The organism is Novosphingobium indicum, assembly GCF_014645195.1.
Taxonomy (GTDB): domain Bacteria; phylum Pseudomonadota; class Alphaproteobacteria; order Sphingomonadales; family Sphingomonadaceae; genus Novosphingobium; species Novosphingobium indicum.
Genome location: NZ_BMLK01000007.1, coordinates 68,397 through 81,707 on the forward strand (window position 1 = coordinate 68,397; position 13,311 = coordinate 81,707).

The following is a 13,311-nucleotide window of genomic DNA, read 5'->3' on the forward strand; positions in this document are numbered from 1 at the left end:
AGGGGCAGGGATGACGCATACCGACCGAATCATGGCAATCGCTGGAGCGGTGGCGGCTGCGCTGGCCGTGCTGGCATGGGTGCAGGACCGCAGACGCCTGCGCCGGAGCAACCTCGACAGGGTCGGGTTCATGCCGTGGACGCCGATCTTCTTCTGGTCGCTGATGGCGGCGATCCTACTGCTGGGTTTGAGCGGGCGGGCGTTTCTGGGCGTGTGAGCGCTGCTAGTGCCGCGAAGGTATTCGAAAAACCTGAACAAGTGGATCGATTTTATCCGGCTGGGCGGAACGGTGGCTTCATGGGAACAAGCGCCCCGAAACCCCGTTCCCCCGTTTGTTTCGGAGAAATCAGCATGAAACGTGCCCTTGCCTCGGCGCTCGCCGCCGCTTCCATCATCGCGTCCGCTCCGCTTTTCGCGCAGCAGGCGAATAGTCAGCCTTCGGCCGTTCAGGCCGGCGATTATGCGCTGGACAGTGCGCATACTCTCGTGCGTTTCACGGTCGATCACTTCGGCATCAGCGAGTTCTTCGGCACGTTCCCCGGCGCCACCGGCACGCTGTCCATCGACCCGACCGACATCGCTTCGGCCAAGCTGGACGTTTCGGTTCCGGTCGAGACGGTCTCCACCACCAACGCCACGCTTGATGAGGAATTGGTGGGCGAAGAGTGGTTCGATGCCGAGAAGTTCCCCACCATGCGTTTCGTTTCTACCAAGGTCGTCAAGACCGGCGAACGCACTGCGGACGTGACCGGCAATCTCACTCTGCATGGGGTAACTCGTCCAGTGACACTCAAGGCGACGTTCAAGGCGGCTGCCGTCAATCCGATGAACAAGATCTACACGATCGGGTTCAACGCAAAGGGCGTGATCAAGCGGACCGACTTCGGCGTTAGCAAGTATGCCCCGCTCGTCAGCGACGAGACGACGATCGCCATTACCGCGGCTTTCGAGAAGCAAGCAGACTGACCGAGCGCCCAGCGCGGCGCCTTATGGCGTCGCGCGGGTCTCGCTCCGGTTCAGTGGAAATCAGAGGCAGGCTTCGAGGTAGGCCTGGTCGAACCCGAACTGGCGGGCTTTTTCCAGCGTATAGGGGCGCAGGCCCGAGGCGCGGAATTCACCGAGGATCTTGCCGTCGTCGGTCTCGTCCAGATATTCGAACTTGAAAAGTTCCTGGGTGACGATGACGTCGCCTTCCATGCCGATCACTTCGGTGATGTTGGTGGTGCGGCGCGAACCGTCGCGAAGGCGCTTCACCTGCACGATCAGGTCGACCGATTCGGCGATCTGGCGGCTGATGGCTTCCTTCGGGATCTTGATGTCGCCCATCAGGATCATGTTTTCCATACGGCCGAGACATTCGCGCGGGCTGTTGGCGTGAAGGGTACACATCGAGCCGTCGTGGCCGGTGTTCATGGCGGCCAGAAGGTCGAAACACTCGGCGCCACGAATTTCGCCCAGGATGATGCGGTCAGGGCGCATACGCAGGGCGTTCTTCACAAGGTCGCCGATGGTGATCGCGCCCTGGCCCTCAAGGTTCGGCGGACGCGTTTCGAGCGGCAGCCAGTGCGGCTGCTGCAGGCGAAGCTCGGCCGCGTCTTCGATGGTTAGCACGCGCTCGCCCGGGTCGATCATCTTTGACAAGGCGTTGAGCATGGTCGTCTTACCCGAACCGGTACCGCCCGAGATGACCACGTTCATGCGGCAGGCGCCGGCGATCTTGAGGCAGGTCGCCATCTTTTCGCTCATCGAACCGAAGTCCTTGAGCATGTCGATGGTGATCGGCTTCTCGGAGAACTTACGAATCGAGATCGCGGTGCCGCGCAGCGAGAGCGGCGGGACGATCACGTTGACACGGCTGCCGTCCTTGAGACGGGCGTCGGCCAGCGGCGTGGTCTGGTCGACGCGGCGGCCGACCTGGTTGACGATGCGCTGGGCGATCTGGAAGAGGTGCTGTTCGTCGCGGAACTTGGTCGAGGCGAGTTGCAGCTTGCCCTTCTTTTCTATGTAGGTCTGGTTCGGCCCGTTGACCATGATGTCGGAAACGTCCGGGTCGTTGAGCAATTCCTCCAGCGGACCGAAGCCGAGCAGCTCGTCGATCAGGACTTTTTCCAGCGCGAACTGTTCGCGGCGGTTGAAGGTGATCTTGAGCTCGGCCAGCACTTCCATGACGATCGGGCGGAATTCTTCCGACAGCTCGTCCTTGGTCAGCGTCGCCGCGGCTTCAGGGTCGACGCGTTCGAGCAGGCGCGGAAGCACCTGCTCCTTGATCTTGTGGATCGACGCTTCGAAGCCGCCCTGTTCGGACTGGTTGTCGACGACGGCATTGGCACGGTCGGCCAGACGCGTCATCGCATCGTCGCGCAGATGCTTGGGAGGTGCACCGGTGTCGCCGCCGGGAAGCGGCGGGAACTGCTCACCACCCGGGATCGGGGCTTGATTCGGTGCGTTGGCCTGGGAACTGGCAGCCTTGTCCTGGCCGCCTCCCTTGAGGGGCTTGGCCACGCCGAAAGCCGGCCGGGCTCCCTGGCCGCCGCCCATTCCGTTTCGCCGCCCGAATGCGCTCATAAGTCTCTCAACCTCTTTCACTGCCCAACCGATGCCGGGCGTGGCTAGTCGCGTTGGGAACCGATCATTAAGGTTGAAACTTTGATAACTTCCTAATGGTCAGGCCACGGAGCCGCATTCATTGCGAAAAAGCGCTGGAGACATGGAGAGCGAAGAGAGCAGCCGGTGCTGGCTCTGCGTGAGGCCGCTGGGGCGCCGCGTGGAGTGGCATCACCCGCTGCCCAAGAGCCGGGGTGGGCGTGAGACGGTTCCGCTCCATCCGATCTGCCATCGCACCATCCACGCCACCTTCACGAATGCGGAACTGGCAAGGATAGGTGCCGATCGCGACACGCTGGTGCGATCCGAGACGATCCGCCGTTTCGTGCGCTGGGTCTCCAAAAAGCCGGCCGATTTTCACGCACCCACGGCGCGCCGCAAGTGATGTGATCCGGAATGTCAGTGCGCAGTTGGTGTTCGGGTGCCGCACTGGCTGTAGACCATGATGCTTCTGGGCATCACATCCTCATAGAGCGTGAAGAGCTTTCTTTTTCCGCACTGGCTCTGGTAATCAGTAATCGATTTCCAGTTTTCCTTGCGCGGGCCTTTCCTGTCGAGTTGCGTCCACACGACGAGTGTCTGTGGGTGGCTCGCAAGAATACGGTGTACTTCGGCCACCTCGTCGATCCCTGCCGCGCCGCTTTCCTGCGCATCGTAGAGATGAGGAGGGAAGGCTAGAACTGACGGCGGTGGAATATCGAGTGCTGAGTAGAGATAGCTTGGCATCCCCCAAACCAGCAATTTGCGGGTAGGCGTTTCTTCCGCGACGTACTGTGTGAAGGCTGTCGAAGCTGTGTGAGCCCGCCAACGCTTCGCGAGATTCAGACTTCCGCTTGCTGCCATGGCGATGGCTATGATTGCGACGAAGCTCACTGTACCGATGCCGCGCTTGGTGAAAACGTTGGCCATGAGAATGCAAAACGGGCCCGCCAGCGGCAAAAGATAGTGATCGAAGATGTTGGGAAAGATGAAAATAGCTGCCACTGCCGTGGCGATCCAACCGATGTAGAAGCGGATTATGCCGCGGCCTTGCGCGTCACCTTGCCAGTTGCGAAGGCTGAACCACACCAGCACACTCAGCAAGCTGATCCGTCCTATGGCGAGACATGCCCGGATGATGTGGGTGTTCGGATCTGAATATTGCCGCCGGAAGTTGGATTCGACGGTTGCTTGCCAGAACTGCGCAAAATGGCCGTCATGCAGATAATAGAGGGCGGCAATCACATAGGGAAGCAGGGCCACAAGGAGCAGGCCGGTGCAGATCGCCACGATACGTAGCAGCGGTGCTCGCGCTTTTACCAGCGCGACAAGAATGAACACACCGAAGAACGCGGACTCGATCGCGGCTGATTGCTTGATGGCAATAGCCAGTCCTGCCGAAGTCATGCCAAGCACCAGCCGCATATCGATGCGGCCTGCCGCCAGCAGTGGCAACCGGGTCGCAACTGACCATGCCGCCAGCAGCATCAGGGGATTGTAGAATACCGGAGTCTGGGCCGTGCCGCCCTTGAATTGCTGAAGCAAGGCCAGATAGGCAATTCCCGCCATGAGCGCAGCGCGTCGATCCGTCAGCGATCGTGCCATCCCCTGGACGAACAGGGCACCGGCAATTGCAAAGAGCGTTGCGACGAACTGGTAGAATGCGGGAGCACGCGAAATCGCCTCGATCCCGGCAAACAGCACATAGAGAAGGGGGCCCTTGCGGTCCCAGATGTCGACGTACATCGTTGCCCCGTCGAGCATTCTTTGCCCGACGAGCGCGTAGAACTGATCGTCGATGTTGACGGTTGGTTCGCCGAACATGGGGGCTCGCAGGAGCAAGGCCACCGCTGTGTAGACCAGCAGACCGAGTGTTACTTCCTTGGCCGCGAGCCTGCCAAGCCAGTCAGGCAGAGCGATGATCGCTGAGACCCGACGACCCCGATTTGGTGTCGAACCGAGTTCAGCTGCTGTCGAGATTGCCATGCGCACCCCTGAAAAGCGTATTCGCAAAGGGTGCTACGAGCGGTTGGTTAATTTCGACCTAAGGTTTGCATTCCCGCTTCTCCGCTGGTCGATCCGTGATCGGGCAAGGAAGCTAAGGAACCGCGCCCGGAATCGACAAGGGCGCCGCCGGAAGTCCCGCGACGCCCTTGTTGTTACCCCAACGGGTGTGGTTTCAGCCTTCCACGTGCTCCGCGAGCACGGTCAGGCCGGCATCGCCGACTTCGGCAAAGCCACCGGAAATGCGGATCTCTTCAGGCGCGCCATTCTCGGTCTTGTAGACATGGAGCGCGCCGTCGGCGACCGTCGACATGAAGGGCGCGTGGCCCTCCAGCACGCCGAACTCGCCTTCCGTGCCGGGAACGACCACCATGTGGACGTCCTCGGAGCGGACGAGCTTCGCCGGCGTGACGAGTTCGAAGTGCAGAGCCATTGCTTAGGCGTCCTCGGCCAGTTTCTTGGCCTTCGCGACTGCCTCTTCGATGCCGCCGACCATGTAGAAGGCGTCTTCCGGCAGGTGGTCGTATTCGCCGTCGACAACAGCCTTGAACGACTTCACGGTGTCTTCGAGCTGCACGAACTTGCCCGGGATGTTGGTGAAGACCTCGGCAACGTGGAACGGCTGCGAGAGGAACTTCTGGATCTTGCGGGCGCGCGCCACGGTGAGCTTATCTTCTTCCGAAAGCTCGTCCATGCCGAGAATGGCGATGATGTCCTGCAGCGACTTGTACTTCTGCAGCGTCTCCTGGACCTTGCGGGCCGTCTCATAGTGCTCGTTGCCGACGACGCGCGGCTCAAGGACGCGCGAGGTGGAGTCGAGCGGGTCGACGGCCGGGTAGATGCCCAGCTCGGAGATGGCGCGATTCAGCGTGGTCGTTGCGTCCAGGTGGGCGAACGACGTTGCCGGCGCAGGGTCGGTAAGGTCGTCGGCCGGAACGTAGATGGCCTGGACCGAGGTGATCGAGCCCTTGGTGGTCGAGGTGATGCGTTCCTGCAGCTGGCCCATGTCGGTCGACAGGGTCGGCTGGTAGCCCACGGCCGAGGGAATACGGCCGAGAAGGGCCGACACTTCGGCGCCCGCCTGGGTGAAGCGGAAGATGTTGTCGACGAAGAACAGAACGTCCTGGCCTTCCTGGTCACGGAAGTACTCGGCCATGGTCAGGCCCGAGAGAGCAACGCGGGCACGGGCGCCCGGGGGCTCGTTCATCTGACCGAACACGAGGGCCACCTTCGAACCGTCCGAGGTCGGGTTGCCGTCGGCGTCCTTGGCGATAACGCCGGCGTCGAGGAACTCGTGGTAGAGGTCGTTACCTTCACGGGTACGCTCGCCGACGCCCGCGAACACGGACACGCCGCCGTGACCCTTCGCGATGTTGTTGATGAGTTCCTGAATGAGAACGGTCTTGCCGACGCCGGCACCGCCGAACAGGCCGATCTTGCCGCCCTTGGCGTAAGGCGCGAGAAGGTCGATGACCTTGATGCCGGTCACCAGGATCGCGGCTTCGGTCGACTGCTCGACGAACTCGGGGGCCTTGGCGTGGATCGGAGCATGCATGTCCGAACCGATCGGGCCGCGCTCGTCGATGGCTTCGCCGACAACGTTCATGATGCGGCCGAGCGTCTTGGGGCCGACCGGCACGGTGATCTGCTTGCCGGTGCTGGATACGCCCTGTCCGCGGGTAAGACCGTCAGTGCCGTCCATGGCAATGGTGCGAACGGTGTTTTCGCCCAGGTGCTGCGCGACTTCGAGCACCAGCTTCTGACCGTTGTTGTCGGTCTCGAGCGCGGTGAGAATGGCGGGCAGTTCGCCTTCGAAGGTGACGTCGACGACAGCGCCGATGACCTGGCTGATCTTGCCGGTCGTGGTCTGGTTAAGCACGGGTGCAGTGGCCATTTGGTTTTCCTTGCCTGCGATATCTTAGAGCGCTTCCGCGCCCGCGATGATTTCAACGAGTTCGGTGGTGATCGCAGCCTGACGGGTGCGATTGTAGACGATGGTGAGCTTGTCGATCAGCTCGCCCGCGTTGCGCGTCGCGTTGTCCATGGCGGTCATCGACGCGCCCTGTTCCGAAGCGGCGTTCTCGAGCAGCGCGCCGAAGATCTGGGTCTTCAGGTAGCGCGGCAGCAGCGCGGCGAGGATTTCTTCCTCTTCCGGTTCGTATTCGGTCACGGCGTCGGACCCGCCCGAAGCGGCTTCCTTCGGCGCCGGCACCGGGATGATCTGGGTGCCGGTCGGTTCCTGCAACAGGGCCGAGCGGAACTTCGAGTAGAACAGGTGCGCGACGTCGAACTTGCCGTCCTCGTACATGGCGACGAGTTCGTCGGCGATCTTTTCCGCTTCGTTGAAGCCGGGATCGCGTACGTCCGTGGTGTCGAACATGTGGGCGATCTGCTTGGGGTATTCGCGCTTGATCACCGCCCGGCCCTTGCGGCCGACGAGGTAGAACAGCACGGTCTTGCCCTCAGCTTCGAGCTCACGCGCCTTGACGCGGGCGGCCTTGACGATGTTCGAGTTGAACGCGCCGCACAGGCCCTTGTCCGAGTTGGCGATCACGAGCAGGTGAACCTGATCGCTGCCGGTGCCAGCAAGCAGCCTGGGGCTGTTGTCGGAAAGGGTGATCTTCCCCGCGAGCGAGCCCATCACCTCGGCGAGACGCGCGGCGTATGGACGCGCGGACTCCGCGGCGGCCTGCGCCTTGCGCAGCTTGGCCGCGGCGACCATCTGCTTGGCCTTGGTGATCTTCTGGGTCGATTTGACCGAGTTGATGCGGCCTTTGAGTTCCTTGAGCGATGCCACTCGTTTCTCTCCGTTTCATTGTTCCGGCCCGGGAGCCGGAACAATGGGGATCAGGTCAGTCTCAGGCGAACTGCTTGGCGAAGGCGTCGAGCGCCGCGACGGTCTTGTCCTTGATTTCGCCTTCGAACTTCTGCGTGTTGCGGATTTCCGCCAGAACATCGCCATGTTCCGAACGCATGAAGCTGAGCATTTCGGCTTCGTATTCGGTCACCTTGTCGACCGGGAGCTTGTCCAGGTAGCCGTTGGTGCCGGCGAAGATCGAGACGGTCTGCTCTTCGAACGGCAGCGGCGAGAACTGGGGCTGCTTGAGCAGCTCGGTCAGGCGCGCACCACGGTTGAGCAGCTTCTGGGTCGAAGCGTCGAGGTCCGAACCGAACTGCGCGAAGGCCGCCATTTCACGGTACTGCGCGAGCTCGAGCTTGATCGAGCCGGCGACCTTCTTCATCGCCTTGGTCTGGGCCGAACCGCCGACGCGGCTGACCGAGAGGCCGACGTTGATGGCCGGACGCACGCCCTGATAGAACAGGCCGGTTTCGAGGAAGATCTGGCCGTCGGTGATCGAAATCACGTTGGTCGGAATGTAGGCAGAGACGTCGCCGGCCTGGGTTTCGATGATCGGCAGCGCGGTGAGCGAGCCCGAACCCATTTCGTCGTTCATCTTCGCAGCGCGCTCGAGCAGGCGGCTGTGGAGATAGAACACGTCGCCGGGGTAAGCTTCGCGGCCCGGCGGGCGGCGGAGCAGCAGCGACATCTGGCGGTAGGCGACGGCCTGCTTGGAAAGGTCGTCGTAAACGATCACGGCGTGCATGCCGTTGTCGCGGAAGAACTCACCCATCGCGGCGCCGGTGTAGGGCGCGAGGTACTGCAGGGGAGCGGGTTCCGAAGCGGTCGCGGCGACGATGATGGAGTATTCCATCGCGCCGTTTTCTTCGAGCTGACGCACGATCTGCGCGACGGTCGAACGCTTCTGGCCGATGGCGACGTAGATGCAGTAAAGCTTCTTGCCTTCGTCGTCGCCCGAGTTCGGGCCCTTCTGGTTGATGAAGGTGTCGATGGCGACGGCGGTCTTGCCGGTCTGGCGGTCACCGATGATCAGTTCGCGCTGGCCGCGGCCGACGGGGACGAGGGCGTCGATGGCCTTGAGGCCGGTCTGCACGGGCTCGTGCACCGACTTGCGCGGGATGATGCCGGGAGCCTTGGCTTCGACGCGCGAGCGCTTGTCGGCGACGATCGGGCCCTTGCCGTCGATCGGGTTGCCGAGAGCGTCCACCACGCGGCCCAGCAGGCCCTTGCCGACGGGAACGTCGACGATGGTGTTGGTGCGCTTGACGGTGTCGCCTTCCTTGATCTCGGCGTCCGAGCCGAAGATCACGACGCCGACGTTGTCGGCTTCGAGGTTGAGCGCCATGCCCTGAACGCCGTTGGCGAACTCGACCATTTCACCGGCCTGGACGTTGTCGAGACCGTGAATGCGGGCGATACCGTCACCGACCGACAGAACCGAGCCGACTTCGGAAACCTGTGCTTCGGTGCCGAAGCTGGCGATCTGGTCCTTGATGACCTTCGAGATTTCTGCTGCGCGGATATCCATTGTTCTGCCTTTCTTAGCCCTTCATGGCCTGGGCGAGCGAATTGAGACGAGTGCGGATCGAGCTGTCGATGCGCTTGGAGCCGATAGTGACGACGAGACCGCCAAGCAGGTCGGGGTCCACGCTCGTCTTCATCTTTACACTGCGACCTTCGCGCACTTCCAGCTTCTGGCGCAGCTGTTCGACCTGTTCGTTGCTCAGCGCGTGGGCGGAAGTGACTTCTGCCGTCGCTTCACCGCGCTGGGCGGCGGCAATGGCAGCGAAGGCGCGAATGATCTGGGGCAGGGCGGACAGGCGGCGGTTGCCGGCCAGTACGCCCAGGAAATTCTTGGTGAGCTGCGATAGGCCCAGCACATCGGCCACGGCTTCGATCGCCTTGCTCGCTGCCTCGCGGCTGATTTGCGGATTGCGAATCAGGGCGCCGAGATCAGCGCTCTCCTTGATGGCTTCGCCAATCTTCTCGAGGTCGCTCTCGACCGCCGAGACGGTGCCTTTTTCGCTGGCAAGGTCAAACAGCGCCGAAGCGTAGCGCCCTTGCAAGCTGGCCTTAATGCCGCCGGAATTCTCCACGCGTGTCCTATCCTTACATCGGGTGGGCTGAGGCACTTGGGGACGCAACATAACACCGTGCCCCCCGGCCCGCAGACGGGGCGCGCATAGCGACGATATTGTTGCGATGCAAGGCGCCCCTTGACCGCTAACGACAATGCTCGCCCGTGCGTTTTAAAAGCAACAGGCGGGAAGCGACGCTCCAATGGATGCGTAATAGCTTCTGGGAACATCAAAAAGGAGTTGCCGGTGGGCTATAGAATCGGCTGTTCGCCGCCAGAGACTTGCGGGCACTATTTCGCGGCAAAACCCCGCGAAGGCGTGTGCGTGGAAATTGCGCGGAAGATCGGATTCGCCGGGCCGGCTTCTGCCATTGCCACGAGGCGCAGGGGAATGCGGGGCGGTGAAGCGGGTTTGAGCGAGCCTTTGTGCACAGGCGCATCCGCAGTCCCTATCGTACCGTGGATGCGATATGTGTCAGCGCGGGCAGGGCGCGATGGAGACGAAGCGTGATTCTTGCTGAGCCGACACTGGATGATGTCATGGATGACGCCCGCGCCTGGCAGGCCGTGCTGTCGCGCGAAAAGGCGTTCGACGGCCGCTTCGTTACCGGAGTGCTGACAACCGGCATTTACTGCCGGCCCTCCTGCTCGGCGCGTCATCCCCGGCGGGAGAATGTGCGGTTCTTCGCCGGGCCTTCCGCAGCGGAAGCCGAAGGGCTGCGTCCATGTCTGCGATGCCGCCCCAACGAGGTGGCGCGCGACGAGGAAGCGATATCGCGCGCGCTCGCTCTTCTGTCCGATCCGGAGGAGGCTCCCGGCCTGTCCGAACTGGCCGCCACGGTGGGATATAGCCCCGCGCATTTCCAGCGCGTGTTCAAGCGGGCTGTGGGGCTGTCTCCTACGCAGTACCTGCGCTCGCGCCGCATGGAATTGGCGAGCGACGCGCTGAGCGCCGGTGCCAGCGTGACCGAAGCGATCTACGAGGCGGGGTACAGCACGCCGTCGCGGTTCTACGAAGCGAGCGAGGGGAGAATGGGCATGACGCCTTCGGCATGGCGCAACGGCGGACGCGGCGTAACGATTCGCTGGACCGTGGTACCGACGACCCTCGGACAGATGCTCGTCGCGGCAACCGAAAAAGGCGTGTGCCGCCTGTCCTTCGCGGAGGGCCGGCAGGAACTGGCCGGTCGTTTTCCCAACGCCGAACTGGTCGACGGCGGAGAAGACTTCGCGAAGCTGGTCGAGCAGGTCGTGTCTGCTGTCGAGCAACCCGGAGAGAGCCGGGCGATCCCGCTCGATGTCCAGGGCACGGCGTTTCAGGAAGCGGTCTGGCAGGAATTGCAGCGTATCCCTGCCGGTGAAACGCGCACCTACGCCCAGATCGCTGCTGCAATCGGCAAGCCGGGCGCGGTTCGCGCGGCGGGCACCGCTAACGGAGCGAACAACGTGGCCGTGTTGATCCCCTGCCACCGCGTCATCCGCACCGACGGATCGGTAGGCGGCTACGCCTATGGCGAAGAGATCAAGCGTGAATTGTTGCGGCGCGAGAGCGAGCGCGGCGGGCGCTAGTCGAGCTTGGGCGTGAAGCCCGGCTCGGCCTTTTCCATGGCCCTGCGATAGGCGGCGCGCTCACCGATGCGCTTCAGGTACGCCTGGATGTTCGGTTTGTCGTCGATGGAATAGGGGCCGAGACTACGCATCGTAGTGAGTGGAAAGCCCATCATGATGTCGGCCGTGGTCAGTTCGCTACCGCCCAGATAGGCGGTCTTGCCGAGTTGATCTTCCACCTGCTGCCAGGCGCGTGCCTTGCGATCCTGCGCGAGCGCCGGCAGTTCCTTCGCGCCGGTCGCACGGGCAGACAATTCCATCATTACATTCGCCATGAAGGTGCCATTGGCGAAGTGGAACCAGAACAGGTGCTGCGCGAAATTGTCGTCGTCCGCTTTAGGACAAAGCCGCCATTCGCCATAGCGACCGGCGATATATTCGACGATCGCACCGCTCTCTCCCAGCGTCAGGGCGCCGTCGGTGATAACCGGCGCGGTGCCCGAGGGATGCAGCGCCTTGTACTCGTCGGGCGCAAGACGATTGTCCGCCCGCCGGTCATAGAGCTTCAGCTCGTAGTCGAGGCCGAGCTCCTCGCAGAGCCATACGATGCGTTCGGACTGAGACTGGCGAAGGTGGTGGACGGTCAGCATGCTAATCCTCTCGTATGGCCTTAAGCGTCTAGTCCCCAACCCAATGCTTGCTCGCGGGTTCCAGGCTGTCGAGAAAGGCCTCTGCCGTATCGAGATAGGCCTTGCGCTTGTCGGCATCCATCCGGTCCCAATTCGCATAGACGCGGGAAATCCGGCGGTTCTTTTCGAACAGGGTGCGGTGGCGGTCCATGAAATGCCAGTAGAGCGAGTTGAACGGGCACGAGCCTTCGCCGGTCTTCTTCGAGACCTTGTAGTGGCAATCCCCGCAATAGTCGGACATTTTGTTGATGTAATTGCCGCTCGCCGCATAGGGCTTGGAGGCCAGTCGCCCTTTGTCCGCCCATAGCGCCATGGCCGCGACATTGGGCAGCTCCACCCATTCGTAGGCGTCGGCATAGACGACGAGGAACCAGTCCTCGACCTGCTGCGGCTCGATCCCGGCGATCAGCGCGAAGTTGCCCAGCACCATCAGCCGCTGAATGTGATGCGCGTGGGCATTCTCGCGCGTGGAGCGGACGCAGTCGGCGATGCAGCGCATCCGGGTGTCGCCGGTCCAGTAGAACTCGGGCAGCGCGCGCCGCGCCTGCAGGGCATTGGCCGATCGCAGCTGGGGCATGTCGAGCCAGTAGATGCCGCGCACATATTCGCGCCAGCCGATGATCTGGCGGATGAACCCTTCGACCGCATTCAGCGGGGCGTCACCGGCTTGGTAGGCCTGCTCCGCGCGCCGGCAGCAGTCGAGCGGATCGAGCAACCCGAGGTTGATCGAGGTAGACAGGAGCGAGTGGTAGAGGTCGTCCTGCCCGTGGACCATCGCGTCCTGATACTTGCCGAACTCGGGCAGCCGCTCGGCAATGAACGCATCGAGCGCCTTGTCGGCCTGATCCGACGTGACCGGCCAGCCGAACTTGTCGAGATCGCCGAAATGATCGGCGGATTCGCTTTGAACCATCTCGATCACCTCGCACGTGATCTCGTCAGGTTCGAAGCGCGGGGCCGGTGGCGGGGCCATGTCCTCGTCGGGCGAGGCGCGGTTCTGCTTGTCGTAGTTCCATTCGCCGCCTTCGGGGGCGTCACCATTCATGAGCAGACCGGTGCGCCGGCGCATGTCGCGGTAGAAGCTTTCCATCAGCAGGCTGTTGCGACCGTCGGCCCAGTCGCGGAATTCGTCGATGGAGCATAGAAAGCGGTCGTCGGGCAGGATCTCGACATCGATGTCCAGCTTGTCCGCCCAGGCATCGATCATCTCGCGCACCCTCAGTTCGCCGGGTTCGACGACGCGGATGCGGTCCGGCGCATGGCGCTTGACCGCCCGCTTGACTTCGCCGGTGAAGCTGCCGGTGTTGTCCTTGTCGGTCAGCTTCACATAGTCGACTTGCCAGCCGGCCTGCTCCAGCTCGGCGGCGAAGTGGCGCATGGCCGAGAGGATGAGCGCGATCTTCTGCTTGTGGTGTTTGACGTAAGTGGTCTCGTCGCGGACCTCCATCATCAGCACGACGGTATCGGCCTTGGTCTGGCCGCGCAGCGAGGCGAGGGTGCGGGTGAGCTGATCGCCTAGGATGGGAACGAGAGTCTTGCCTGCCATGGGA

At 62.6% G+C, this 13,311-nt stretch carries 13 protein-coding genes; 4 read left to right on the forward strand and 9 right to left on the reverse strand.

From position 1 onward, the window contains the following. Positions 1-10: 10 nt before the first annotated feature. Together IEX64_RS08725 and IEX64_RS08730 are read left to right on the forward strand one after the other, a co-directional pair. Positions 11-217, forward strand: a complete 207-nt coding sequence (locus IEX64_RS08725) for a hypothetical protein (protein ID WP_188819272.1) — start codon at positions 11-13, stop codon at positions 215-217. Between the two features lie 134 nt (positions 218-351). Then, positions 352-966 carry a YceI family protein gene (locus IEX64_RS08730; RefSeq protein ID WP_188819273.1) on the forward strand — a complete coding sequence of 205 codons (615 nt, stop codon included), beginning with the start codon at positions 352-354 and terminating at the stop codon, positions 964-966. A gap of 60 nt (positions 967-1,026) precedes the next feature. Here the strand turns inward: IEX64_RS08730 and IEX64_RS08735 are convergent, their stop codons facing one another. Beyond that, a complete protein-coding gene (locus tag IEX64_RS08735; RefSeq protein ID WP_188819274.1) occupies positions 1,027-2,565 on the reverse strand; it encodes a TadA family conjugal transfer-associated ATPase in 1,539 nt (512 codons plus the stop codon). 142 nt (positions 2,566-2,707) lie between these two features. Between IEX64_RS08735 and IEX64_RS08740 the strand changes: the two genes are divergently transcribed. Then, positions 2,708-2,989 (forward strand): HNH endonuclease, encoded by a 282-nt coding sequence (locus IEX64_RS08740; RefSeq protein WP_188819275.1) that lies wholly within the window; start codon positions 2,708-2,710, stop codon positions 2,987-2,989. A gap of 14 nt (positions 2,990-3,003) precedes the next feature. Here the strand turns inward: IEX64_RS08740 and IEX64_RS08745 are convergent, their stop codons facing one another. From IEX64_RS08745 to IEX64_RS08770, 6 genes are all read right to left on the reverse strand, one after another. Further along, entirely contained in the window at positions 3,004-4,569 is a 1,566-nt protein-coding gene (locus IEX64_RS08745) for an ArnT family glycosyltransferase (RefSeq protein WP_188819276.1), read from the reverse strand. 193 nt (positions 4,570-4,762) lie between these two features. Next, a complete protein-coding gene (locus IEX64_RS08750) occupies positions 4,763-5,020 on the reverse strand; it encodes an ATP synthase F1 subunit epsilon (RefSeq protein WP_188819277.1) in 258 nt (85 codons plus the stop codon). Positions 5,021-5,023: 3 nt separating this feature from the next. Then, complete coding sequence (atpD, locus tag IEX64_RS08755; RefSeq protein WP_188819278.1) at positions 5,024-6,481, reverse strand: F0F1 ATP synthase subunit beta; 1,458 nt, start codon at positions 6,479-6,481, stop codon at positions 5,024-5,026. Between the two features lie 24 nt (positions 6,482-6,505). After that, positions 6,506-7,384 (reverse strand): F0F1 ATP synthase subunit gamma, encoded by an 879-nt coding sequence (locus IEX64_RS08760; RefSeq protein ID WP_188819279.1) that lies wholly within the window; start codon positions 7,382-7,384, stop codon positions 6,506-6,508. A gap of 61 nt (positions 7,385-7,445) precedes the next feature. Then, complete coding sequence (gene atpA / locus IEX64_RS08765) at positions 7,446-8,975, reverse strand: F0F1 ATP synthase subunit alpha (protein WP_188819280.1); 1,530 nt, start codon at positions 8,973-8,975, stop codon at positions 7,446-7,448. 13 nt (positions 8,976-8,988) lie between these two features. Continuing rightward, the gene (locus IEX64_RS08770; RefSeq protein WP_188819281.1) at positions 8,989-9,543 is read right to left on the reverse strand and encodes a F0F1 ATP synthase subunit delta; all 555 of its coding nucleotides are present in this window, start codon (positions 9,541-9,543) and stop codon (positions 8,989-8,991) included. Between the two features lie 521 nt (positions 9,544-10,064). Here IEX64_RS08770 and ada point away from each other — a divergent pair. Next, on the forward strand, positions 10,065-11,093 hold the full coding sequence (ada, locus tag IEX64_RS08775) for a bifunctional DNA-binding transcriptional regulator/O6-methylguanine-DNA methyltransferase Ada (RefSeq protein WP_188819439.1): 1,029 nt from the start codon (positions 10,065-10,067) through the stop codon (positions 11,091-11,093). Here ada and IEX64_RS08780 read toward each other — a convergent pair. After that, positions 11,090-11,722, reverse strand: a complete 633-nt coding sequence (locus IEX64_RS08780; protein WP_188819282.1) for a glutathione S-transferase family protein — start codon at positions 11,720-11,722, stop codon at positions 11,090-11,092. The genes ada and IEX64_RS08780 overlap by 4 nt on opposite strands. Positions 11,723-11,750: 28 nt before the next feature. Further along, the gene (locus IEX64_RS08785) at positions 11,751-13,307 is read right to left on the reverse strand and encodes a cryptochrome/photolyase family protein (protein WP_188819283.1); all 1,557 of its coding nucleotides are present in this window, start codon (positions 13,305-13,307) and stop codon (positions 11,751-11,753) included. Positions 13,308-13,311 lie beyond the last annotated feature (4 nt).